We start from the raw sequence: 23,984 nt of genomic DNA on the forward strand, positions 1-23,984 counted from the left end.
CGGTTATGCGCGATGGTGACGAAGCAAAGCAATTTGGCTATCGTGCATTTTGCTGCGCTGGCCATCGCGCTGCTCGCACTGCCTATTGCGAACGCCGGTGCGGGCGATGTGATCTCGCCCGCGCCCACATTTGAGCGCCAGCGCGCGATCGTCCATCTGGTGCGCCAGGACTGTGGCGCGTGTCACGGAATGACCTTGCAGGGCGGGTTAGGGCCGCCGTTGACGCCCGAAGCGTTGGCGGAAAAGCCAGAAGAGGGTCTGGTGGCGACGATCCGCCAGGGTCGCCCAGGAACGCCAATGCCACCTTTTGCCCCTTTTCTTTCTGAGGATGAAGCGAGATGGATCGTCGAACGCCTGAAGCAGGGCTTTCCCAGCGAATGAAACGGGTTGCCCTATGCCTGCAAGCAACCCTTTTGTTTTTCGGGAGTGCTGTTGCGGCACACGCGCACGAACCAGTGGGGCACGATGCGGTCGGCGCGACGGTTTCGGCGTTACCCACTGGGGATCTTGGCGTCGTGATCGAACGTGCAACCGGCAGTGTATTGTTGGTGGCGCATTCACAACCCCGCATCATCAAACGTCTGGAAGGGCTTGGGGGTCTTTCGCACGCTTCGGTGGTTTTCTCCCGCGATCAACGCTATGCCTATCTTTTTGGTCGCGACGGTGCGCTCACGCAGATCGACTTGCTGATGCAGCAGGTCAAGAAACGGGTTGCGCAGGCGACGAACAGCATCGGCGGCGCGGTTTCCAGTGACGGCAAGCTGGTGGTGGCGCAAAATTACGCGCCAGGGGGCATCAAAGCGTTCGACGCCGAGACGTTGGCGTTGGTTGCCGAAATTCCCGCGCTACCCGGCGCCTCAGGAGTTCCTTCGAAAGTCGTTGGCTTGGCCGATCTGCCCGGTCGGCGCTTTGCTTATGCGCTCTTCGATGCCAACGCGCTCTGTTTGACCGATCTCTCCAACCTGGCGCAACCGAAAACGGAATGCCACCTCACGGGAAAACAGCCGTACGACGGCTTGGTTTCCAACGACGGTCGCTTCTATCTGGCCGGATTGTTCGGTGAAGACGGCATCGCATTCTACGACGATCTCTACCCGGAACGGGGGGTGCACAAGATCCTTGCGGGGTATGGCCGCGGCGAACAGCTGTTACCGGTATATAAGATGCCCCACCTTCGCGGGTGGGCGATCGCTGGCGATCTCGCGTTTTTACCGGCGATCGGTCGGCACGAAGTGTTGGTGGTCGATACCCGCACCTGGCAGGAAGTCGGTCGCGTGCCGGTCAAAGGGCAACCCGTTTTCGCGGTTGCGCGACCTGACGGACGTGAAGTTTGGGTCAATTTTGCTTTTCCCGATAATGGTTGGGTGCAGGTGATCGACCGCAAGACGCTTGCGGTGACTCATACCTTTTCACCAGGAAAGGCAGTGCTCCATCTCGAATTCACGCCAAAGGGTGATCAAGTTTGGATCTCGGCACGCGACAGCAACGCGGTGGTGGTTTATGACACCGCGACCAAAACGGAGGTTGCGCGGCTTCCTGCCCGTGCTCCGAGCGGGATCTTTTTTACCTATCGCGCTGCGCTGTTCGGTCGGTGAGGGGAAAGGCGTGACCAGTTACCTCAGTGCGGACCGAAGCGCGCAGATTCTTCCGTTCTCGGGGTGTAACCCCTCGGCAGATGACTTCGAATCGACTTGGACGCTACAGCTTGTCAATGCGTGGCAGCGCGGCTTTCCGCTGGTTTCGTGGCCATTTTCCGAAATTGCGAAAGCGCACGGCGCATCGGAAGCCGAAGTTCGATCTGCTTTTTGCAGCGCCAAAGCAAACGGATGGATCGATCGGATCGGCCCGGTTTGGGCGCCGCGGACCGTCGGCTGGAGCACACTTGCCGCTGCTCCCGTCCCCGCGGAGCGGCTGCACGAAGCGGGCTCGATCATCGCTCGCTACCCGGAAATCAACCACAACTACGCCCGTAGCGGCGCCGAACTCAACTTGTGGTTCGTACTGACCGCGCCCACCGAAAACGCGGGTCGATCGCTTTTGGCAACCCTCAGTCAGGAAATCGGCGCCCCGATCTACCCCTTTCCGCTGGTACGCGAATACCACATCGACTTAGGGTTCGATCTCGCCGAAGGGCGTAAGGCAAAAGTGCTGAAATGTGGGCCCAAAACGCCGTGCGACCGCTGGCGCACGCGGGCAATGTCCGATCGGGAACGCCGATTGTTTGCGGTGCTCAGTGAAGGATTGCCGCTCGTTCCCCAACCGTATCGGCAGATCGCCGAGCAATGCGGGTGCGCGGAAAGCGAGGTGGTGCAGCAGATTGCGCACTGGCTCGCCGAAGGGACGATGCGCCGTTTCGGTGCCGTGGTTCGCCATCGGGCGTTGGGATGGACGGCCAATGCGATGGCGGTCTGGGCCGTGCCACCGGCATTGGTGGACGAACTGGGGGTGCAACTGGCCGCAGAGCCGGAAGTGCATCTCTGCTATCGACGCGAACCGGTGCCCGAAGTCTGGCCTTATACACTCTATGCGATGGTCCACGGCAGCGATCCGACCCATGTCGCGCAAGTGGTCGCAGCGATCCAGCACCGCTTGGCACTCGACCGTTTTCCCCATCGACTGCTCTTCAGCACCCACTGCTTCAAACAGACCGGAGCGCGCTATGTCCGCCACCGCGCCGCATGAGCTGAGCGAACGAGAGCGACTCCTTCTTTGGGCGCTTCAAGATCATCTGCCTTTGGCAAAACGCCCCTTTGCCCGTTGGGCAGAATGGCTGGGGGTGCCAGACAGGGCGATCGCCGCGCAGATTGCCCAATGGTTGCAGAAGGGGCTGATTACCCGTTTTGGCCCGTTCATCCAGGTCGAACGCAGCGGTGGCGCGTTCGTCCTCGCGGCGGTTGCCGCGCCTGAATCGGCGCTGGAGCAGACGATTGCGGCGATCAATGCGTTTCCCGAAGTGGCCCACCACTATCTGCGCACCCATTCACTCAACTGTTGGTTCGTGATCGCGTGTGAAAACGAGCGCGCGGTGAAGGGGGTTGCGCGGGCGATCGAGCAGGCAACTGGATATCGGGTTTGGCTCTTCCCCAAAGAGCGCGAATATTTCGTCCGTTTGCGTTTGCTGCCGTGGACGCCGGAAACGGCCCCTGACGAGGAGACGCTGGCGAACTGGTCGGGACTCCTGGCGCAAACGCGGCCAGCAGAACCCTCGGAAACGTCCAAAGCGGAAGGGATCGTGCCGTGTCCCTTGACGGCACGCGAACGGGCGCTGCTCATCGCGACGCAAGCCGGGTTACCGTGTGTCGTCGATCCGTTTTGCACCGTTGCTGCCCACCTGGGGTGGCGCGAAAACAAGGTGATCGACACCTTTTCCGCGCTGATGGCACGCGGCGTGGTTCGACGTCTGGGCATCGCGGTCAATCATTACGCACTGGGTTATCGTGCGAACGCGATGTGTGTCTGGGATGTCGCCGACGCAGCAGTGGATGCGGTCGGATCCTGGCTGGCGGCAACCGGTGCGGTCAGCCATTGTTACCGGCGACCGCGCCATCTGCCCCATTGGCGCTTCAATCTCTTTGCAATGTTGCACGGTCGCACGCAGGATGAAGTGGAAGCGCAACGTGCGCGGCTGATCGAGGCCTGTCACCAGCGCTTTCCCCAGGCGCTCACGGCACACGATGCGCTCTATTCGACACGGATTCTGAAAAAAAGCGGCGTTCGCCTGCGCCCAACAGCGATCGCGTAACACTGGCTTAAGGAGCCCAAAATGTTTCGCATTTCCGCTTTCATTGCTGAACTCTTCGAACCGACACCCGTTCGGGAGCGCCGTCGCTTGCCGGGACCGGTCGTGATCTGGAACCTCATCCGCCGCTGTAATTTGTTGTGTGCCCACTGTTATTCGCTCTCGGCCGACACCGATTTTCGCGGCGAACTGACCACGGAAGAGGCGCTGGCGGTGATCGATGACTTGGCGGCGATGCGTGTTCCGGCGTTGATTCTTTCCGGCGGGGAACCGCTTTTGCGTCCCGATCTCTTTCTCCTGGCCGATTACGCCAAGGAGAAAGGGCTCTACACAGCGCTTTCTACCAATGGGACGTTGATCGACGATGCGATGGCCGAGCAGATAGCCGCGACTCATTTCGACTATGTCGGCATCAGCCTCGATGGTTTGGGTGAAACGCACGACCGTTTTCGGCGCAAAGCAGGGGCGTTCGATGCGTCCCAACGAGCGCTCTTGGCCTTACGTGACCTGGGGGTGAAGGTGGGGGTGCGCTACACGATGACCGAGGACAACGCGCACGATTTCGTACCCCTCCTCGATTGGGTTGCCGAGGCGGAGATTCCGCGTTTTTATTTCTCACACCTCAATTACGCTGGGCGGGGCAAAAAAAATCGCGGGCGTGATGCGGTTGCCCAAACGACGCGCCGCGCCCTTACGACCCTTTTCGAACGGGCGCTTGCTGATTATCGTGGTGGAACGGGCCGGGAATACACCACGGGCAACCACGATGCCGACGGCCCGTTCTTTCTCTTGTGGGTGCAGGCCCATTTTCCCGAACGTGCCGAGCATATCGCCGCGAAGCTGCGTCAATGGGGGGGCAACGCCAGCGGCGAAAACATTGCCAATATCGACAACTTAGGGAACGTTCATCCCGATACGATGTGGTGGCACGTCACGCTGGACAACGTACGCAATCGCCCATTCTCAGCGATTTGGCGCGACGAGACTCACCCGTTGCTTGCGGCATTGCGTCGCTATCCGCGTGCGGTCAGCGGGCGTTGTGGCGCGTGCCGGTATTTGTCGCTCTGTAACGGCAGCTCGCGGGTTCGCGCCGAAATGGCCGCTGGTGACCTGTGGAGCGAAGACCCCGCATGTTACCTGAGCGACGAAGAGGTGGGTGTGGCTTCCGGTAAGGCCGGCGTTGCAGCGCAGTTCCCAGCCACTGAGCTTTTGACGCAGTAAAGGGCGAATCCGATGACGCTGCGAACGAAAAAGAAAGCGGTAGCGATCGTGCTGGCATTATGGGTTTTTGGCCACCCCCCGTCGCTTTTCGCGCAAGAGCCAGAAGCCCTGTATCGTGATCTGTGTGCGCAGTGTCATGGTCGTGACCGTACCGGTGGCTTGGGTCCTGCGCTGTTGCCCGAGAGTCTGGAGCGGCTGCGGTTGCCGAACGTGGTTGATGTGATCGCGAAGGGGCGCTTGGCAACGCAAATGCCAGCATTTGCTGGGCAACTGACGCCGGAGCAGATCACGTCGCTGGCCCAATGGCTGAAGACCACCCCAGCCGAGATCCTGGAATTTACGTTGGCAACGATGCGGGCAACCCACTGGTCGAAATCGGTGTTGCCGCTCGACGGCCCGAGGGATGGGGGAGACCGTTGGAACCGTTTCGTGGTGGTCGAGCAAGGTGACCACCATTTGACGGTGCTCGATGGTGATCGATTCCAGGTTTTGGCTCGGCTGCCCACCCATTACGCGGTGCATGGTGGTCCCAAATTCTCACCGGATGGGCGTTTCGTCACGGTTGCCTCTCGAGACGGCTGGGTCGAGAAATTCGACCTCTGGGCGTTGGAGAAGGTGGCAGAGATCCGCGTCGCGGTCAATACCCGCAACGTCGCGGTCTCCAGCGATGGTCGTTATGTCGCGGTGGCAAACACCCTGCCCGAAACCCTCGTGATCTTGGACAGCAACCTGGCACCGATCAAAATCCTGCCTGGGCAAAGTCTTGACCGCAAAGAGCATTCGCGGCTTTCCGCAGTCTATGACGCGCCGCCACGCAAGAGTTTCATCGTCGCCTTCAAAGAGATGCCCGAGTTGTGGGAAGTGAGTTACGATGAGGCAGCCGAACCGGTTTTCGACGGCTTGGTCCATGATCACAAAATGGCGGAAGGCTTGGCCGTGCCGGGGTTTCTCCATCCGAAGCGGACCCGTCTTCCCGCGGTACTGGATGACTTCTTCTTTGCTCCGGGGTACCGCAATCTGATCGGCGCGTCCCGAGGCGGGGAGAGTTTCGTGGTCAATCTCGATGTTCGGCAGGCGATTGCGTCACTGCCACTCGAAGGCATGCCCCATTTGGGGTCGGGCATTACGTTCGAGTACGCCGGTCGGCGGGTCATGGCAACTACCAATTTGCGCCGTGCCGAACTTTCGGTGATCGACCTCGATCGGTGGGCGTTGGTGAAATCGGTACCGCTTTGTGGTCCGGGCTTTTTCGTCCGAAGCCACGAAAAGAGCCGGTATCTCTTCGTCGATTCGATGATGGCGCCGAGCTGTCGCGATACCCTCACCGTGATCGACAAAACGACGCTCGAGGTCGTCAAAACCTTACGCCCGAAACCGGGGAAGACGTTCGCCCATGTCGAATTCACCGCAGATGGGCGCTACGCGTTGGCAAGCGTCATGGAACCGGCTCCGGATGGGGCGCTCCTCGTGATCGACGCCGATACGCTTGCGGTAGTGCGTGAGATCCCTGCGAACAAGCCAATCGGAAAATACAACGCTTGGAACAAAGTGCATCGTTCCGAAGGAACCAGTTGGTGACAGGGGAACCTCCCGTTACAACGCCAAAAGCCGCCTACCCGCCTGGTGACTTGGCGATCTGGTTCTTTATTTTTGCCGAATTGACCGCGTTTTTTGCCCTTTTCGTCACCTATGCGGTGAGTTATCGCGGTCACTACGACCTGTTTGCGACGATGCAACAAACCCTCGACCCAGAGTGGGGCGCGGTGAATACGGTTTTGCTTCTGGTGGGCAGTTGGGCGGTTGCCCGGGGCGTGGTGGCAGCAGAGTCGTTGCCGCAACAAAAAGCAGCGCGCCCGGTGGGCGCATGGTTGCTTGTCGCGACCCTCTGTGGGGTGGGATTCCTGGTCAGCAAAGGGATGGAATATGCCGCGAAATATCGCGCCGGGATCGACCTCGACACCAACCTCTTTTATACCTTCTACTATTCGCTGACCGCTTTTCACGCTATGCATGTGCTGTTGGGGGTCGTGATCTTGACGATTGTCACGGCGAAAGCTGCCCGCGGGGCGTACCACATGGGCGCAACGGTGGGGATCGAGACCGCAGCCAGTTATTGGCATATGGTCGATCTCGTTTGGTTGATCCTCTTTCCCCTTTTGTACCTCATTCGGCTACCGGCATGAGTGCGAACGAAACAGTCAATCGGCGCAAGCGCGCGATCGATTTTGCGGGCGCCACGTTGCTCGCGATCACGGTCATCGCGACGGCAACCAGTGAGCTCGGCTCGGCTGCGACTAGCGAACCCACCGCCGCATCCTTAGTGGCGTGGGTGCTCCTCCTCTTGGCGATGGTCAAAGGGTTGATCGTCATAGACCAATTCATGGGGTTGCGCTGGGTCCGTTGGCGTTGGCGCGGTTTACTCTGGCTCTGGGTCGTCACGGCAACGGCGGTTTCGGGTAGCGTCCTCCTCTACTGACGCTTCGTTGTACCGCTTCAGTACGCTGCAGTGTTTGTGGAAAACAGTGCACCAACAAAAAAACCCCGGCACATGCCGGGGTCAATTCCCACGATAGGAGAGCCCAACTCGGTTATGCCGACGCCTCTTGGGCGAGCGGTCGATATTCGGGTGAACCTTCCACGCCCTTGAAGAAGCTGGTGATGTAGGCGAGCAGGCCGGCGAAGAACGCGACGCCCGCGATCACGCGCAACCAGTAGAAGAGCGCGAGTTGCTCTTGCACCTCCATGAAGGGGAGCGGATTCGCGCCCATGCGTTGCAGCCACACTTGGAGAATCCCCGCGGCGGTGAGGAAGAGCGCGATGAAGGTCATCGAGATGGTCATCACCCAGAATCCCCACATCTCGAGCACTTGCGAACGGTTGCCGTTGGCTTCGCGACCGTTCAATTTCGGCCAGACGTAGGAGATCATGGTCAGCACCACCATCGCGTACGCCCCGTAGAAAGCCAGGTGACCGTGCGACGGGGTGATTTGTGTGCCGTGGGTGTAGTAATTGACGGGTGAGAGGGTATGGAGGAATCCCCAAACACCCGCGCCCAGGAAGGCCATCACACCCGTTCCCAGCGCCCAGAGCGTAGCGGCGCGGTTGGGATGGTTCCGCCGCCGACGGTTGACCATGTTGAACGCAAAGAGGGTCATCGCGAAGAACGGAATCGGTTCGAGCGCGGAGAAGACCGAGCCCCACACTTGCCAGTAGCCCGGTGTGCCGATCCAATAGTAGTGGTGTCCCGTTCCGATGATGCCGGTGACCAGGGTCAGGGTGATGATCACGTAGAGCCACTTGTCGATCACCTCGCGGTCGACCCCGGTCACTTTGATCAGGACGAACGCCAGGATCGCACCCATGATCAATTCCCAGACCCCTTCGACCCAAAGGTGCACGACCCACCACCAGTAGAATTTGTCACGGACGAGGTTATCCGGGTTGACGAAGGAGAAAAGGAAGAAGATCGCCAGCCCCCAAAGCCCGAGCAGCAGCACCGAGCTGATCGCGGTTTTACGTCCTTTGAGGAAGGTCATGCTGAGGTTATATAGGAACGAAAGCGCGACCAAGACGATCCCGATCTTGGTGATCGTCGGTTGCTCCAGGAATTCACGCCCCATCGTCGGCAGGACGTCGTTGCCGGTCATCTCGGCCAGCTTCGCGTACGGAACCAGGAGATAGCCCAATACGGTGAGTGCGGCTGCGACGAGGAAGATCCAGAAGGTGGCGATCGCCAGCTTCGGAGCATGCAGTTCGCGTTCCGCCTCTTCAGGGACGAGGTAGTAGGCGGCACCCATGAACCCCATCAACAACCAGACGATCAGCGCGTTGGTATGGACCATGCGCGCCACGTTGAAGGGAATTGCCGGGAAGAGAAAATCGCCGACGACGTACTGAATGCCCATGATCAGGCCAAAGAGCACCTGCGCGACGAAGAGCGCGATCGCCGCGACGAAGTAGGGCTTGGCCACCGCTTGTGATTGGTACTTCATGAGAAGGTCCTCCTGATGGATTCGTTATCGGCAAAAGAACGGATCGTCAACCCTCGATGTTGGGCGGCCAGCCGTTGGTATCGATCTCCGAGGCGTAACGGAGGAATTCCACCAACGCGTCGAGCTCTTCCTCGGTGAGGTTGAACTGCGGCATTTGGCGCCGCCCCGGTGTGCCGGTCGGTTGTGCCTTGATCCAAGCCTTGATGAACTCAGGACCCCGCCGTTTGTAGACGTTGCCGAGTTCCGGCGCGAAGTAGGCGCCTTCCCCCAAGAGCGTGTGGCAGCCGATGCAGTTGTTTTCTTCCCAAACCCGTTTGCCCACGGCTACTTGGGGGTTGGCTTCGAGCAACGCACGGGCGTCACGCTGCGGCAACGCGCTTTCGGTATGGAACGTCAGCGCGAGAAAGAGCAAAAAAGAAAAAAGGGCGCCGCCATAGAAAATATTGCGGGCCGTTGTCGTGGAAAAGGTACTACTCATCATTTGGCTCCTTGTCACAAAACCCGACAATGGGTTGGCAAGGAGCAGTCTAATGATTCGTGCGGAAAGATGCCTTGACCCGCGTCAATTTATGGCAAAGCGTGGTGTCAGCCAACTGAGTGGGTGGTGGTAGATCGCAGTGCCGACGAGCATCGCAATACACACCAACGCCACGATGCATGCACACCACTGTCCGCGGCGTGTCAGTGCGCGTTTGAGCGCAAAGTGCCCTGCGATGATGTAGGCGAGTAACCAAAAGAATTTCGCCGTCAACCACGGGGTGATGAAGGGGTATTGGCCGATCATCGCTGCCATTCCGAGCCCAGAAGCGAGCAACAGGGTGTCGTTGATGTGGGGAAGGACGCGGGCGAGCGGCGTGTGCAGCCAAGGATGGGAGCGAAGCCTCCAGGTAAAGCGCAGGAGAAACCCTACGATCGTGAGCGTAACGGTGGTGAGATGCAGGTGTTTGAGCAGAATGTAACTCATGACGTAGCGATTTGAGCGGATTCTGTGGGGTCGAGATGTTTTCGTTCCCATTCGTTGAAGAGTTGCCACGCGTGCCAGAGGATGCGCGCGAGTTGCACTGCCGTGGCAATCACCGCGATGCCCGCAACGCGGCTCATCGGTTCCGGCAGGAAAACGGCGGCGAAAAGAAGCAAAAGCGTTGCTAGCCAGAGCCAACGCAACCGTTCGCCTTCCTTTTCCGGGGTGATCTTGAGCATCGTCGGCGGAAAACCTTTGCGGTTGGGCATCTGTTGGATGTTGAGCCAGGTAAGGAAGGGAATGATCTTGATCCACATCGCGCAGATCACCCCGGCGAATCCGCCCCAGAAGACCATGATGCCGACAAGGAATGGAGAAAACTCAGGCAAAGTGGCACTGGCAAAGGCCATCGCCACGGCAAGACATAGGGCGATCATCGCGCCCCGCCAAAGGTGCCCTGTGGTCTCCCGTTTTTTGCGTTTGCTGCGATCTTGCAGGGCGAGCGTTTGTGCCGCGAATGCCCACGCCAACCAGCCAACGCCAAGGACTACCCAGAGCGGTGTCTTTTCCGGATGGATGACGCTGAAGATGAATGTGATGAGTGCGGCTCCCCAGAGCGCAGTGGTGAAGCGCCGGCGCGTGGTGGGGGGATAAACCGGCGTGAGTTGAAACATCGGGACGACGACGAACCCCACCGTGGCAACCAGCGCCAAGCCCCACAGCCCCCACGCCGCGCTCAGATGCAGCGTAACCCATTGCAGATGGTCGAAAGCGAAATGGTCTGGGGCGATGCGCTGCAGGAGGAGCAGCGCACCGAGGGTTACCGTGAGCCCGAGCCCCGCGGCAACCCAGCGCAGATCGCGGATGCTGTCGGAAAGCGAGGGGATGCGCAGCAGCAACCACAGGGTGAGGAACGCAACTGGAGCCAGTGCGGCAAGCAGCAACGCGAGCGCAACGCCAGCGAGCGCGTGGGCGACGCTGAGCGAACCGCTCCAGAGGAAGTGCGCAGCCAACGCCAAGACCCCACCAGCAAAAGCGGCACGCGGCCAGCGGCTTCGACGCCATCGTTGGGGCCAGCTCTGCCCGGAGAGCACGGGGATGACCTGCATCAATGCGCCGACCATCACCGAACCCATGAAACCGAGCGCAAAAAGGTGGGTGAGCGCCAACGCAGCAGGATGCCAGCGACTCAAAAAGAGCTCAGGTCCTTCGCTGAGGAGCAAAACGCCCGCAAGTACCAGAAAAAAAGGGGCGAGCGCAAACCAACCCATCGGCATCCGATACGCGGGCGCAGCTTCGATACGCAGATCGGCGGTCTTCACGGAAGGGGTTTCCAGATATGTATTTCAACCGTGCCGTCGCCGTGGTCGTGGCAGGAATAGCGCCAACCCCATTCGTCCAACGCGTCGAAGAGCGGGAGAGGATGGCGATAGAGCAACAAGCGGATCCACTGGTCAGGGTGCAGCGTCTCTAACGTCTCGATGGTCCGGTTGAAGGGTTCCGGTGGCAGCCAAGTGCGGGCGTCGATCGTGACACATCCGACTTCGGTAAAGCCGGGCGGTGGTTCCGCCCAAGGCTTGTCGTGCGCTACCGCGGGATCACTCATACGGTCTCCTGAAGTTGGGTGACGAATTCGGTGCCCAACAGTTGGTCACACATCGGGTAGAGCACGTTTTCCTCTTTGAGGTTGTGCTGCTGATTCATGATGAGTAACGTCTCGACCACCCCGCGCAAATTTTCTGCATCGTGTTCGGCGACTGCGGCGTCACCTTCTGCCAGCAGTTCGCGCATCTGATCGTGTTCCATGCGCATCACGCGGGTGGGACCTTGCGTGATTCCGCTTTTCGCTTCGAACGCGGGAAAGAGGGTTTCTTCCTCCACCGCAAAGTGGCGTAAGAGGTCATCGGCGAGCGCCCGCCACGCGGTCGTGATCGCGTCCCAGTCCTCGTTGTCCAGGACGTTTTCCAACTGGGAAAAGAGCGTATCACAATGGCGGTGTTCCGCGGTGAGGTGTTCTGCGATCGTCATCGCCGTGCTCCTTTGGGTGTGCTTAGGATGTCGATTCTATAGGCCAGAAAGCGCGGTTGCGATGACATAGATCAAAAAATGTACCGGTCCGTTTGGATAGCACCGAGCGAAGGTACAATCGTCACCGAATAGAAAAAGGAGAATGCGATGAAACTGGCTGTGATCGGAACGGGGTACGTGGGATTGGTGACCGGTGCCTGTTTTGCCGAAATGGGTAACACGGTTTGGTGCGTCGATATCGACGCTGAGAAGATCGAAGGGTTGAAAGCGGGACGGTTGCCGATCTACGAACCCGGGCTCGATGAGATCGTCGAGCGCAACGCGCGGGAGGGCAGGTTGCACTTCACCACGCAACTTGCGGATGCTGCTCAAGCGTGTGACCTTTTCTTCATTGCGGTGGGCACACCCCCGCAAGAAGACGGTTCGGCCGACCTGCAACATGTGCTCGCGGTGGCGCGGCAGATCGGTGCGGTGATCGAGCGGGATGCAATCGTCGTCGACAAATCGACCGTTCCGGTGGGTACTGCCGAGCAGGTGAAGGCGGAAGTGGAGGCGGCGCTCGCTGCGCGCGGCAAATCGTTGGCGGTAGCGGTGGTCTCCAACCCCGAGTTCCTCAAAGAGGGTGCGGCGGTCGAGGATTTCATGCGTCCCGACCGCATCGTGGTGGGCACCGACGACGAGCGGGCGCGCTCGGTGATGGCAGAGCTCTACGCGCCGTTCAACCGCAGCCATCAGCGCGTGATCTATATGGGGGTGCGCGACGCCGAAATGACCAAATACGCGGCCAATGCGATGCTCGCCACCAAAATCAGCTTCATGAACGAGATCGCGACGCTCTGTGAGCAGTACGATGTCGACGTCGAAAAGGTGCGTATCGGGATCGGCTCCGACGCGCGCATCGGCTACCATTTCATCTACCCAGGCGCGGGTTACGGCGGCTCGTGCTTCCCCAAGGATGTCAAAGCGCTCGTGCAGATGGCACGGCGCGTCGGAGTAGAACCGCTCGTGCTCGACGCGGTGGAAGCGCGCAATGCGGCGCAAAAACAGACGTTACTCAACAAGATCGTCGCGCGTTTCGGTGAATCGCTTGCTGGGCGCACGTTTGGTGTTTGGGGGCTGGCATTCAAGCCGGGCACCGACGACATGCGCGAAGCGCCGTCGATTCCGCTCATCACGGGGCTCATCGAACGGGGCGCGTGTGTGAAGGCCTACGATCCGGTGGCGATTGCGAACGCGCAGAAGGTATTTCCGCAGGATTGGCAAACCGAAGAACGGCTCATTTTCACGACGCACCAGTATGGCGCACTCGAAGGGGCGGATGCGATGGTGCTCGTCACCGAATGGAAGCCGTTCCGCCACCCTGACTTCGAGGCGGTGAAGCGGTTGCTGAAATCGCCGGCGGTGATCTTTGACGGCCGCAACCAGTACGATCCGGAGGCGCTTGCGCGCGAAGGGATCGTCTATTACGGAATCGGACGGCGCAACCGCCTTGCCCAGTGAGGTGCGTCCCGAATAGGCCGCTGGTTGTGTGCAAAGTCCGGTAAGCGGTCGTGGTGATGCCCCTTTTGGCTGCGCACGCAGCCAAAAGGGGGTGACGGTCTGAAAGCGCCGTTACGCAGCGGCAAGGGCTTGATCGAGGTCTTCGATCAGGTCGTCGACGTGTTCGATCCCGATCGAAAGCCGGATCATGTCTTCACTGACCCCCGCTTTTTCAAGCTCTTCCGGTGCCAGCTGACGGTGGGTGGTCGATGCCGGGTGGCACGCGAGCGACTTGCAGTCGCCGATATTGACCAGCCGCGTGAAGAGCTTGAGCGCGTCTTGAAAGCGGGCGCCCGCTTCTCGTCCCCCTTTGACGCCGAAATTGAGGATGCCCGAAGCGCGCCCGTTCATGTATTTCTGCACGAGCGGATAGCTGGGGTGGTCGGGAAGCCCGGCGTAGTTGACCCACGCCACTTTCGGGTGGTTTTTCAGGAATTCGGCAATCTGAACGGCGTTTTCGCAGATGCGGTCCATTCGCACGGCGAGCGTTTCGATGCCTTGCAGGATGAGGAACGCGTTGAACGGGCTGATTGCTGCACCCATATTGCGCAGCGGCACCACGCGCGCGCGCCCGATATAGGCGGCCGGCCCCAGCGCTTCGGTATAGACCACGCCGTGGTAGGAGACGTCCGGTTCGTTGAGGCGGCGGAACTTCTCCGGGTAGTCGGCCCAGGGGAATTTGCCGCTATCGACGATGATGCCACCGAGCGTCGTTCCGTGTCCGCCCAGGTACTTGGTGAGGGCATGGACGACGATATCGGCACCATACTCGAACGGACGGCAGAGGTAAGGGGTGGGAACGGTGTTGTCGACGATCAGGGGAATCCCGTGGCGGTGCGCGATTTCCGCAAGCGCTTCGAAATCGGTGACATTACCCAACGGGTTGCCGACCGATTCGCAGAAGAGCGCTTTGGTTTTGGCATCGATCAACCGTTCGAACGACGCGGGGTCACGGTAGTCGGCAAAGCGGACTTCGATGCCGAACTGCGGCAACGTGTGCGCAAAGAGGTTGTACGTACCGCCGTAGAGCGTCGAACTCGTCACGATGTTGTCGCCATTTTCGGCGATCGTGAGGATGGCGTAGGTGATCGCGGCCATCCCCGAAGCGAGCGCAAGCGCGCCAACGCCCCCTTCGAGCGCGGCAACCCGCGCTTCGAGCACCGCCTGGGTCGGGTTCATGATGCGGGTGTAGATGTTGCCTTGGACCTTGAGGTCGAAAAGGTCGGCGCCGTGCTGGGTGTTGTCGAACGCATACGAGGTGGTTTGATAGATGGGTACCGCGACCGCTTTCGTCGTGGGATCGGGGGAATAGCCGGCGTGGATCAATTGCGTTTCGAGCCGCATACGTCTCTCCTCTTGACTGGTATTTGGGTGGTTGATACTTTATCATGGGAGAAAAGCGGCATGGTTTGTGTGGCATGCCGCGTGATAAACATATCCCCAAAGTGACCACGAAAGGAGCGCCCATGGAGGAGAAAGCGTTAGCGGTTCGAACGGTGGGCATCGACGCCCCGCTGCGTTGGTTACGGAAAGGGTGGGAGGATCTTCGCTACGATCCCCTTTCGTCGTTGGGTTTTGGCGTGGTGTTTGCGATCGGCGGCGGACTGATCGTTTTGACTACCCTTCGCGCGCCGCACCTGATGGCGGTTGCGTTTTCCGGGTTTTTTCTGCTTGCACCGCTCTTGGCCGCGGGACTCTACGCGTTGAGCCGATTACGGGGCACGGTCGAGCGGCCAGCCTTTTTCGACGCGCTGGCGTTGGTCAAAGCGAAAAAAGCGAGTCTGGCCCAAGTGGGGCTGGGGTTGCTCTTGGTGATGTTGGTCTGGGAGCGTTTCACCGCGATGCTCTTTGCGGTTCTTGCGTCACCGGAAACCGCGTCGCCGACCATCGCGGCGTTGATCGTTTCGGGAGAGGAGTGGCCGCTCGTCGTCGCGTGGTTCGTGACCGGCGGGTTGGTTGCTGCGGGGATATTTACCGTGACCGTGGTTTCCGTTCCGCTGCTTTTGGATCGCGACGTCGATCTTTTTACTGCGGTCGCGACCAGTGTCCAAGTGGTGCGCACGAACCCTTGGCCGATGGCGGTCTGGGCGGCTTGGATCGTAGGCTTGACATTGCTGGGGTACGCGCTGGTGCTCTTTGGTTTGGCGGTAACCCTGCCGCTTCTTGGTCACGCCACTTGGCACGCTTATCGCGAGTTGGTGGGTGACGCGTCGTCCCAAACAGCAGGCAGCAACCCATGAAGGGCGTTTCCCAGGTAGAGCTGTTCGGCGCGCGTGAGGTCGGCGGGGGTGAGGGGCCACTCGACTGCGTCCCCTTCCGCAAGGAGTTTTGCCCGTAAGACCCCAGCTAGACAACCGCTTGCCAAGGGCGGGGTTGCGAGCTTCGGTTCACCCGGAAATTGCACGAAAAGCGTGGTGCGGCACCCTTCGACGAGTTCGCCACGGGTATTCGTCACCAGGTAATCGAAACAGCCGTGGGCGAGGGACTCGGCAAGTAGGCGGTCATAATGCGCGCGGCGTGTCGTTTTGTGGCGCTGCAACGGATCGGTAGGGTCGATCACCAGGTCTTGGGTGATGCGGAAACGTACCGGTAGGGCGGGAGGAGCCCAGGGGGTTGCGGTACTTGTCACGGTTCCGTCGGGCGCGAGTTCCGCGCGGATGCGCAGCGGCACGGCTTGGGTTTGCGCAAGGAGAGCGGCGCGTTCGACGGCGGCGGTGAAAGCCGCTTCGTCGAATGGGATGCCCAAAGCCGCGGCGCTCGAGCGGATGCGCGCCACGTGGTAGGGCCACAGCGCGCAGCCAACGTCCGGTTCCCAACGCATCGTTTCGATCAGGCCAATGGGCGCGGGGAGCGCCTGAACGAACCGCCCTTTGAGGAGGCACTCTTGCCATTCGGTCGTGGGGTCGGAGTCGATGACGATGCCGCTGCCGACGGAAAAGACCGTGTGTCCGTGGGGGTCGATCGTCAAGGTGCGAATCGGGACCGCGCATTCGATAGCCCCTCCGGGGAGGAGCATGCCGATTGCTCCGCAGTAAACACCACGGGGGGCGGTTTCGAGTTCGCCGATGATCTCCATCGCGCGGCGTTTCGGGGCGCCGGTTACCGAGCCGCACGGAAATAGCGCGGTAAGAATCTCCCATAGGGTGGCGTATACCCCTTCGGCGACGATCGTCGAGGTGAGTTGCGTTACCGTCGCGTAGTGGGTCTCGGTGAAGAGTTGCGCAACATGCACGCCCGCTGTGGGGGCAAGGCGGCTCAGGTCGTTGCGAATGAGGTCGACGATCATCACGTTTTCTGCCCGGGTCTTTTCGTCCAGCCAGTTGACGGCGTTAGGCGGCGCCGTCCCTTTCATCGGTTGGCAGATCACCCGATTGCCGCGGCGGGCGAAGAACCGTTCCGGGGAGCGACAGAGGATCGCTCCGCCGTCTGGTAGGGGTAGGAACGCGCCGTGGGGTACCGGTTGCGCCGCTTTCAAGCGGCGGTAGAGGGCAAGCGGCGACCCGTAGCAGCGCGCATACCAGGGAAAGGTGAGGTTCACCTGATAGCAATCCCCTGTTGTCAAGTAATGGTGAATCCGCGCGAACGCAGCTTGGTAGTGCGCTGGTGTCCAAGGCGTATGCCAACCGAGGAATCCGGCTGGGTCGTCAGCGCCGCAAGGATGCCATTGTCTTTTTGCTGCGGTGGTGTCGGCTACGTCGCTCGGCAAAACGCGGTAGCGACCAAAGCGCCACAAGCGCAACCGCCCCGGCGGGCGATGGGTAAAAGCGTTGGCGTACGCGCGGTCGAACCACGGGGCGCACTCGTAGTCGAGCGCAAACGCCCAGAGGGGGCCGTCCGCATCCGATTTGGAATGGTGGGCTTCCCGTTCGGCCGCATTCAGCAGTTGTCGCGCTTCATTTGGGTCTGTGGTTTCGTGATAGGCTTCGAGCGGCTCTGCCCAAATCTCCAGAGGGGTGCCGCTATCGCTTTCGGGGGTATCGAACCAGGCAAACATGGGCGAAGTATACCGACCCTTTTCGCAAGAAGTTGGTGAGACGACTTGCCAACAAACTTTTTTTTTAGTAGGATTCAAACAAACGTTCGATCCATTCGAATAGGAGATGGTCATGGCTTGGCTCTTGTTGCTCTTCCTCCCTCCCTTGGTGGTCGCGCTCGCCTACGGGCGAGCGCCTCTTTTTCTCTGGGGTGGAGCGATCCTGGTTTGGTGGTTGGCGTTGGCCATCACCGCAGCGTTTCCGGTATGGGTCACGGTTGTCGTGGCGCTTGCCTGGTGTGGCGTGGTCTTTTTGTTGGGGCATCGGCCGACGCGCAAACGTCTGATCACGGTGCCCATTTTCAAAGCGTTTGCGAAAGCGCTGCCGCAAATGTCGCAGACGGAGCGGGATGCGCTTGAGGCGGGCACCGTTTGGTGGGAAGGGGAGCTCTTTCGTGGGAACCCGGATTGGCAAAAATTCCTGAGCTACCCGTGGCCGAAACTGACGCCGGAAGAGCAAGCGTTCCTCGAAAACGAAACCGAGGAGCTCTGCCGCATGGTCGACGATTGGGAGTGCAGTCTCAAAAAGGATATGCCCGACGCCGTCTGGCAGTTCATCAAGGAAAAGGGGTTCCTGGGGATGATCATCCCGAAGGAGTATGGCGGGAAGGGCTTTTCCGCGTACGCCCATTCGCAGGTGATCACCAAACTCTCGACCCGTTCGAGCGCTCCGGCAGTGACCGTGATGGTGCCCAACTCGTTGGGGCCGGCGGAATTGCTGCTCCACTATGGAACACCGGAACAGAAGGCTCATTATTTGCCGCGTTTGGCGCGTGGGGAAGAGATTCCTGCGTTTGCGCTCACCAGTCCGTGGGCCGGTTCCGATGCCGCGTCGATTCCCGATGCCGGCGTCGTCTGCCGTGGTGAATACCAGGGCAAAGAGGTGATCGGTATCCGCGTGAGCTTCAACAAACGCTATATCACGCTGGCGCCGGTGTGTACGGTCTTCGGGCTGGCGTTCCAGCTTTTTGACCCGGAAAACTTGTTGGGTAGAGGGAAAGAGATCGGGATTACGCTCGCGCTCATTCCGGCAAACCATCCGGGCGTCGAAATCGGGCGTCGGCACCTTCCACTCGACGCGGTGTGGATGAACGGACCGATCCGCGGGGAAGAGGTCTTCATTCCGCTCGATTTCGTGATCGGTGGTGAGGCGATGGTGGGCAAAGGGTGGCGGATGCTGATGGAGTGCCTGGCGGCTGGGCGCTCGATCTCGTTGCCCGGCTCCAACACCGGAATGCAGCAGGTCACGGCGCGCGCCGTCGGTGCGTACGCGCGGATCCGATACCAATTCAAGACGCAGATCGGTCGCTTCGAAGGGGTGGAAGAGGCGCTCGCGCGCATCGGCGGCAACACCTACCTGTGTGACGCAGCGCGGGTGTTTACCGCGGGCGCGGTCGATCTCGGTGAGAAACCGTCGGTGGTTTCGGCGATCGTCAAATACCACGTGACCGAGCGGGCGCGGCAAACCGTCAACGACGGGATGGACGTGGTCGGTGGTAAAGGAATCTGTTTGGGTCCGCAAAACTTCTTGGGGCGGGCGTACGAGCAGATTCCCGTGGGGATCACCGTCGAAGGGGCGAATATCCTCACCCGCAGCCTCATCGTATTCGGGCAAGGGGCGGTTCGGTGCCATCCCTACGTGCTCGAAGAGATGCGTGCTGCGCAAAACGGTGACCTCGATGCGTTCGACCGCGCGTTCTGGAGTCACATCGTCTATACGCTCAACAACGGTGCCCGTGCGCTGGTGATGGGGCTTACCGGGGCCCGTTTCGTTCGGGTGCCATCGAGCGTTGCGCCCGAGTGCCGTCGCTATTACCAACAGCTGACCCGTTTTTCCGCAGCGTTCGCGTTCTTGGCCGATGTCTCGATGGGCGTGTTGGGGGGTGCGCTGAAACGTAAAGAGCGGCTCTCTGCCCGTTTGGGTGACATTTTGTCGCAGCTCTACTTGGCGAGCGCTACGCTCAAGCGCTTCGAAGTCGACGGCCGCCCCGCTGGTGATGCGCCGTTCCTGCACTGGGCGATCTGGGATGCGTTTTTCCGCGCTCAAGTGGCCTTTACTGGCGTGATCGACAATTTCCCATTCGCGCCGGCGCGGGCGCTGGCGCGGTTCGTCACCTTCCCGCTGGGTCGTCCGTTCCGTACGCCGGACGATCGTCTTGGACATCGGGTGGCGATGGGTCTGATGGAGCCCGGTGCAACGCGTGACCGTTTGACCTCGCTCGTCTATTTGCCCCAATCGCTCGATGAGCCGCTGGGGGCGTTGGAAGCAGCACTCTTGGCCACCCAAGCGTGTGAGCCGATCGAAGCGAAATTGCGCGACGCGCAGAAAGCGGGACGCTTTGCACCGAGCATCGAAGCACTCACCAGCGGCAGTGTCGATGCGATTTGGGATGAAGCGTATGCGCAAGGGGTGATCACCGAGGCCGAATACCGCAAAGTGATCCAGCGCAATCGGCTGCGTGACCTGGTGATCCGTGTCGATGACTTCCCCTACGATTTTGGGGTCAAGGCGGCCGCGCAGGCGATTCCGGACGATCGTATCGCGCGCACCGCGGCCATTCCGCCCGCGATGCGTCCGTGGCCGGAAAAGCGGCGCGTCGGAGGGGATGTGGCGGTGCAGGATGCGCCAGCGGTTTCGGCTTCGACCGTCGATGCGTAAGCGTGCGCACACCGGGAGCATAGCGTGGCGGATCGAGCAGTCTATCTGGTAGATGGCGTACGGACGCCGTTTCTCAAAGCGAAGAACGAGCCGGGGCCATTTCGTGCATCCGACTTGGCGACCCGGGCGTTGCAGATGTTGCTGATGCGTCAGCGCCTCGACCCCGCGGTGCTCGACGAGGTGATTCTGGGTTGCGCCGCACCGCGCGCGGACGAGGTCAATATCGGTCGCGTGGTCGCGCTTCGCGCCGGCTGTGGGCGCAAGGTTCCCGGCTGGACGGTGATGCGCAATTGCGCCTCGGGCATGCAGGCGATCGATTCGGCAGCGGCACAGATCCTTTCGGGGCGGGCCGATCTGATCGCTGCGGGTGGGGTGGATGCCCTCAGCCACGCCCCAGTGCTCTTCTCCGACGAATTCGTCCGTTTTCTCGGTCGTTTCGCTGCAGCCAAATCTCCGGCTCAGAAGCTCGCAGCGCTGCGCCAGTTGCGCTTGCGCGACCTCAAGCCGGTGATCGGACTGATGAAAGGGTTGACCGACCCTGTGGTGAAGCAGTTGATGGGGCAAACGGCGGAAACGTTGGCCACCCGTTTTGGTATTACGCGCGAAGAAATGGACGCGTTCGCAGTCGAGAGTCATCGCCGTGCGGCCGCTGCACACGAGGCGGGCCATTTCGCGCACGAAATGACTCCGCTTTTCGACGCGCAAGGCCGCTTCTACGCCCACGACGATGGGGTGCGCCCCGATTCATCGCTCGAAAAACTCGCGAAACTCAAACCCTTTTTCGACCGCTATGGTCGTGTCACGCCCGGAAACAGTTCTCAAATCACGGACGGCGCGACGATGCTGCTCGTCGCATCCGAAGCGGCGGTGAAGCGCTATCGACTGGAGCCGGTGGCGCGGCTCGTCGATACCCACTGGGCCGGACTCGACCCTGCTCAAATGGGTTTGGGGCCGGTTCATGCCGCGACCCCGCTTCTGCAGCGTGCGGGTTGGGCTTTGGACGATGTCGATTTTTGGGAGATCAATGAAGCGTTTGCCGCGCAGGTGTTGGCGTGCCTCAAAGCGTGGGAAAGTGACGATTACTGCCGATCTGAGCTGGGGCTGCCGATGGCGTTGGGGCCGATCGACCGCAGCCGCCTCAACGTGGATGGTGGCGCGATCGCGCTCGGGCATCCGGTGGGCGCGAGCGGCGCACGTATCGTCTGGCACTTGGTCGAAGTATTACAGCGACACAACGCGAAGCGTGGAATCGCCGCGATTTGTATCGGTGGCGGTTTGGGTGGCGCGATGCGCATCGAACGGCTGTGAAGGATAGGCGATGAACGAGACGCAGATGAAACACCTCAGCTGGTCGGTCAACGAGCGCGGTATTGCGTGGATCTGGCTCGATTGCGCCGAAAAAAGCGCCAATACCCTTTCCGAACCGGTGTTTGCGGAGATCGAATCGGCGCTCGATGCGATTGCCGCAACGGGCGCGAAAGGAGTGGTGTTCGCGTCGCGCAAAACTGCTGGTTTCGTCGCGGGCGCTGACGTCGAGACGTTTGCAGCGCTTTCCGACGCGGCGGCTGCCCGCGCGTTGGTGGAACGGGGTTGGCGGTTCATGGAACGCCTCGCGGCATATCTGTTGCCGACGGTGGCGCTCATTCACGGTCATTGCCTGGGCGGCGGTTTGGAATTGGCGTTGGCGTGCCGAGCCCGGGTGGCGGTACGCGACCGCAAGACCCGTTTGGGGCTCCCAGAGATCATGCTGGGGATCTACCCGGGCTGGGGTGGCATGATGCGGTTGCCGGCGCTGATCGGTCCCAGTAAAGCGCTGCCGATGATGCTCACTGCGAAAAGCGTCAACGCCCAACGGGCGAAGCGGATCGGGCTCGTCGATGAAGCCGTACCGGAGCGCGTCGCAGCGTTGGCTGCCGAGGCATTGGTTCTGAACCCCCCGAAACGCAAAGGGCTGCCGCTCGTGGAGCGGTTGTGGGCTGGGCCGTTGCGTGCGCTCTTCGTGCGGCAGGCCGAAAAACAACTGCGCGCGAGGGTTCGAGCGGAACACTACCCGGCCCCTTACGCAGTGTTGCGTTGCTGGAGTCAGTACGGTGGCAACCCTTTGCGGGCTCCTGCCGACGCCCCCGCCAGTATCGAATCTCTGGCGGCGCATCCAACGACCAAAAACCTTTTGCGCGTCTTTTTCTTACAAGAGCGGCTCAAAAAGTTTGCCAAAAGGGAAACCGCACCGATCACCCGGGTTCATGTGATCGGGGCCGGAGTGATGGGCTCCGAAATCGCGATGGTCTGCGCCGCAAGCGGATTGACGGTGACGCTTCAGGATTTGTCGCTCGATGCGCTGGCGCGTGCTCAGCAAGCGGCAACGCGCTGGTTCCAGCGGCGTTTTCGTGACGACGAAACGGCGCTGCGCGCGGCGCTCGACCGCTTCATCCCCGACCCGCAAGGCGTGGGTGTCGCGCAAGCCGACGTGATCATCGAAGCGGTGGTCGAAAAGCTCGACGTCAAGCAACGCCTCTTTGCCGAACTCGAACAGCGCGCCAAACCCGACGCGCTGCTGGCGACCAATACCTCCAGTTTGTCGCTGGAGTCGATTGCCGAAGAGATGGCTGCGCCGCACCGGCTGGTCGGCATCCACTTCTTCAACCCGGTGACCAAAATGCCGCTCGTCGAAGTGGTGCGAGGCGCACAGAGCGACGCGCAAGCGGTCGAACGTGCGCTGGTTTTCGTCGGAAAAATCGACAAATTGCCGTTACCGGTTCGTTCCGCACCTGGTTTCCTGGTCAATGCCGTGCTCGCACCCTATTTGATCTCAGCATTGCAATGCGTCGAAGCGGGCACTGCGCCCGAAGTGGTCGATGCGGCACTGGAAGCCTTCGGGATGCCGATGGGGCCGATCGAACTGGTCGATACCGTAGGGCTCGATGTTGCGCTTTTGGCTGGGCAGCAATTGGTGCCCGATGAACCCACGCCGCCGCGGCGCTTGCAGCAGTTGGTTCAGGAAGGCAAACTGGGGAAAAAGACTGGGGAAGGCTATTACCGCTGGGAAAAGGGAAAAGCGGTCAAACGCACGGTCAAACCCAGCGAGATCCCGGAGGGGCTGGCAGAGCGCATCATCGCGCCGCTCATCGCCGCAACCGAACGGTGCGTAGCCGAGGGGGTGGTTGCCGATGCCGATCTTGCCGACGCTGGGGTGATCTTCGGCACGGGGTTTGCGCCGTTTCGCGGGGGGGCGTTGCATTGGCGCAACACGAAAGACGCCGAAAACCGAGAAAAATCAGCCCGGATGGCGTAACCGTTCAAACGATCGTTCGTTATTGGATATGATCCTGTCGGTATCCCGATCGACCCAAGGAGCGGTTCTGCGATGACCACGCAACTGCCTGACAAACAGCCCGAACTGCGGGTGATGCCGATGCCAGCGGACCTCAACCCGGCTGGTGACGTCTTTGGCGGCTGGGTGATGGCGATGGTCGATATCGCCGGATCGCTCCCAGCGCGGCGGCGCGCAAAAGGACGGGTTGCCACCGTGGCAGTGAATAGTTTCGTCTTCAAGCAACCCATCGCGGTCGGCGACGTGGTGAGCTTTTACGCCGAGGTGGTTGCGGTAGGAAGGACTTCGGTCACCGTGGACGTCGAGGTCTATGCCGAACGGCACCCCGAGTCGCCCATGGTGGTGAAGGTGACGGAAGCGCGCCTGACCTATGTCGCACTCGATGCACAAGGTAAGAAACGCGCGATTCCGCAGGAAATGCCCTCTGATGCTTGAGCAAGCAGATGGGGGTTTGGGTTCGTTGTGGTAACAGTGGAGGAGT

At 60.7% G+C, this 23,984-nt stretch carries 22 protein-coding genes; 14 read left to right on the forward strand and 8 right to left on the reverse strand.

What is annotated here, in order from left to right:
* The first annotated feature begins 12 nt into the window (after positions 1–12).
* From ACYQ4Z_RS03745 to ACYQ4Z_RS03780, 8 genes are read left to right on the forward strand one after another with little or no spacing between them, the layout of a single operon-like run.
* On the forward strand, positions 13–381 hold the full coding sequence (locus tag ACYQ4Z_RS03745; RefSeq protein ID WP_219972416.1) for a c-type cytochrome: 369 nt from the start codon (positions 13–15) through the stop codon (positions 379–381).
* On the forward strand, positions 339–1,595 hold the full coding sequence (locus ACYQ4Z_RS03750) for a cytochrome D1 domain-containing protein (RefSeq protein WP_459860085.1): 1,257 nt from the start codon (positions 339–341) through the stop codon (positions 1,593–1,595). The genes ACYQ4Z_RS03745 and ACYQ4Z_RS03750 overlap by 43 nt, the downstream gene beginning before the upstream one ends.
* Positions 1,596–1,605: 10 nt before the next feature.
* On the forward strand, positions 1,606–2,682 hold the full coding sequence (ahbB, locus tag ACYQ4Z_RS03755) for a siroheme decarboxylase subunit beta (RefSeq protein ID WP_219972413.1): 1,077 nt from the start codon (positions 1,606–1,608) through the stop codon (positions 2,680–2,682).
* Positions 2,660–3,742 carry a siroheme decarboxylase subunit beta gene (gene ahbB, locus ACYQ4Z_RS03760; RefSeq protein WP_459860086.1) on the forward strand — a complete coding sequence of 361 codons (1,083 nt, stop codon included), beginning with the start codon at positions 2,660–2,662 and terminating at the stop codon, positions 3,740–3,742. Before ahbB (ACYQ4Z_RS03755) ends, ahbB (ACYQ4Z_RS03760) begins: the two co-directional genes overlap by 23 nt.
* Before the next feature lie 21 nt (positions 3,743–3,763).
* A complete protein-coding gene (gene nirJ, locus ACYQ4Z_RS03765) occupies positions 3,764–4,960 on the forward strand; it encodes a heme d1 biosynthesis radical SAM protein NirJ (protein WP_219972411.1) in 1,197 nt (398 codons plus the stop codon).
* Positions 4,961–4,972: 12 nt separating this feature from the next.
* A complete protein-coding gene (locus ACYQ4Z_RS03770) occupies positions 4,973–6,538 on the forward strand; it encodes a cytochrome D1 domain-containing protein (protein ID WP_459860087.1) in 1,566 nt (521 codons plus the stop codon).
* Positions 6,535–7,143: a cytochrome c oxidase subunit 3 family protein gene (locus tag ACYQ4Z_RS03775; protein WP_459860088.1), complete on the forward strand. Its 609-nt coding sequence runs from the start codon at positions 6,535–6,537 to the stop codon at positions 7,141–7,143. Before ACYQ4Z_RS03770 ends, ACYQ4Z_RS03775 begins: the two co-directional genes overlap by 4 nt.
* On the forward strand, positions 7,140–7,436 hold the full coding sequence (locus tag ACYQ4Z_RS03780) for a cytochrome C oxidase subunit IV family protein (protein ID WP_459860089.1): 297 nt from the start codon (positions 7,140–7,142) through the stop codon (positions 7,434–7,436). Before ACYQ4Z_RS03775 ends, ACYQ4Z_RS03780 begins: the two co-directional genes overlap by 4 nt.
* Before the next feature lie 112 nt (positions 7,437–7,548).
* On the opposite strand, the gene ACYQ4Z_RS03785 is transcribed toward ACYQ4Z_RS03780, so the two are convergent.
* The 6 genes from ACYQ4Z_RS03785 to ACYQ4Z_RS03810 form a co-directional block, all read right to left on the reverse strand.
* Positions 7,549–8,952, reverse strand: coding sequence for a cbb3-type cytochrome c oxidase subunit I (locus ACYQ4Z_RS03785; protein WP_119334956.1), 1,404 nt, complete (start codon positions 8,950–8,952; stop codon positions 7,549–7,551).
* 46 nt (positions 8,953–8,998) lie between these two features.
* Positions 8,999–9,430 carry a c-type cytochrome gene (locus ACYQ4Z_RS03790; RefSeq protein WP_119334957.1) on the reverse strand — a complete coding sequence of 144 codons (432 nt, stop codon included), beginning with the start codon at positions 9,428–9,430 and terminating at the stop codon, positions 8,999–9,001.
* Positions 9,431–9,514: 84 nt separating this feature from the next.
* Entirely contained in the window at positions 9,515–9,916 is a 402-nt protein-coding gene (locus ACYQ4Z_RS03795; RefSeq protein WP_219973220.1) for a SirB2 family protein, read from the reverse strand.
* Positions 9,913–11,235, reverse strand: coding sequence for an NnrS family protein (locus ACYQ4Z_RS03800; protein ID WP_219973219.1), 1,323 nt, complete (start codon positions 11,233–11,235; stop codon positions 9,913–9,915). The genes ACYQ4Z_RS03795 and ACYQ4Z_RS03800 overlap by 4 nt, the downstream gene beginning before the upstream one ends.
* Positions 11,232–11,519, reverse strand: coding sequence for a DUF2249 domain-containing protein (locus tag ACYQ4Z_RS03805; RefSeq protein ID WP_119334960.1), 288 nt, complete (start codon positions 11,517–11,519; stop codon positions 11,232–11,234). Before ACYQ4Z_RS03805 ends, ACYQ4Z_RS03800 begins: the two co-directional genes overlap by 4 nt.
* Complete coding sequence (locus tag ACYQ4Z_RS03810) at positions 11,516–11,941, reverse strand: hemerythrin domain-containing protein (protein WP_219973217.1); 426 nt, start codon at positions 11,939–11,941, stop codon at positions 11,516–11,518. Before ACYQ4Z_RS03810 ends, ACYQ4Z_RS03805 begins: the two co-directional genes overlap by 4 nt.
* 147 nt (positions 11,942–12,088) lie before the next feature.
* Between ACYQ4Z_RS03810 and ACYQ4Z_RS03815 the strand changes: the two genes are divergently transcribed.
* On the forward strand, positions 12,089–13,441 hold the full coding sequence (locus ACYQ4Z_RS03815) for a UDP-glucose dehydrogenase family protein (RefSeq protein ID WP_217126368.1): 1,353 nt from the start codon (positions 12,089–12,091) through the stop codon (positions 13,439–13,441).
* A 111-nt stretch (positions 13,442–13,552) separates the two neighbouring features.
* Here ACYQ4Z_RS03815 and ACYQ4Z_RS03820 read toward each other — a convergent pair whose 3' ends face one another.
* Entirely contained in the window at positions 13,553–14,824 is a 1,272-nt protein-coding gene (locus ACYQ4Z_RS03820; protein WP_459860093.1) for an O-acetylhomoserine aminocarboxypropyltransferase/cysteine synthase family protein, read from the reverse strand.
* A gap of 122 nt (positions 14,825–14,946) precedes the next feature.
* Between ACYQ4Z_RS03820 and ACYQ4Z_RS03825 the strand changes: the two genes are divergently transcribed.
* The gene (locus ACYQ4Z_RS03825; RefSeq protein ID WP_459860095.1) at positions 14,947–15,720 is read left to right on the forward strand and encodes a DUF2189 domain-containing protein; all 774 of its coding nucleotides are present in this window, start codon (positions 14,947–14,949) and stop codon (positions 15,718–15,720) included.
* Here ACYQ4Z_RS03825 and ACYQ4Z_RS03830 read toward each other — a convergent pair.
* Entirely contained in the window at positions 15,666–17,474 is a 1,809-nt protein-coding gene (locus ACYQ4Z_RS03830; RefSeq protein ID WP_459860097.1) for a chorismate-binding protein, read from the reverse strand. The genes ACYQ4Z_RS03825 and ACYQ4Z_RS03830 overlap by 55 nt on opposite strands.
* A 112-nt stretch (positions 17,475–17,586) precedes the next feature.
* Between ACYQ4Z_RS03830 and ACYQ4Z_RS03835 the strand changes: the two genes are divergently transcribed.
* The 4 genes from ACYQ4Z_RS03835 (at position 17,587) to ACYQ4Z_RS03850 (ending at position 23,938) form a co-directional block, all read left to right on the forward strand.
* A complete protein-coding gene (locus tag ACYQ4Z_RS03835) occupies positions 17,587–20,172 on the forward strand; it encodes an acyl-CoA dehydrogenase (protein WP_438438967.1) in 2,586 nt (861 codons plus the stop codon).
* Positions 20,173–20,196: 24 nt separating this feature from the next.
* Positions 20,197–21,480 carry an acetyl-CoA C-acetyltransferase gene (locus ACYQ4Z_RS03840; protein ID WP_459860099.1) on the forward strand — a complete coding sequence of 428 codons (1,284 nt, stop codon included), beginning with the start codon at positions 20,197–20,199 and terminating at the stop codon, positions 21,478–21,480.
* A 10-nt stretch (positions 21,481–21,490) separates the two neighbouring features.
* Positions 21,491–23,464, forward strand: a complete 1,974-nt coding sequence (locus tag ACYQ4Z_RS03845) for a 3-hydroxyacyl-CoA dehydrogenase NAD-binding domain-containing protein (protein ID WP_459860100.1) — start codon at positions 21,491–21,493, stop codon at positions 23,462–23,464.
* Between the two features lie 72 nt (positions 23,465–23,536).
* Positions 23,537–23,938: an acyl-CoA thioesterase gene (locus ACYQ4Z_RS03850; RefSeq protein ID WP_119335012.1), complete on the forward strand. Its 402-nt coding sequence runs from the start codon at positions 23,537–23,539 to the stop codon at positions 23,936–23,938.
* Positions 23,939–23,984: the final 46 nt, after the last annotated feature.

Source organism: Hydrogenophilus hirschii, assembly GCF_054656675.1.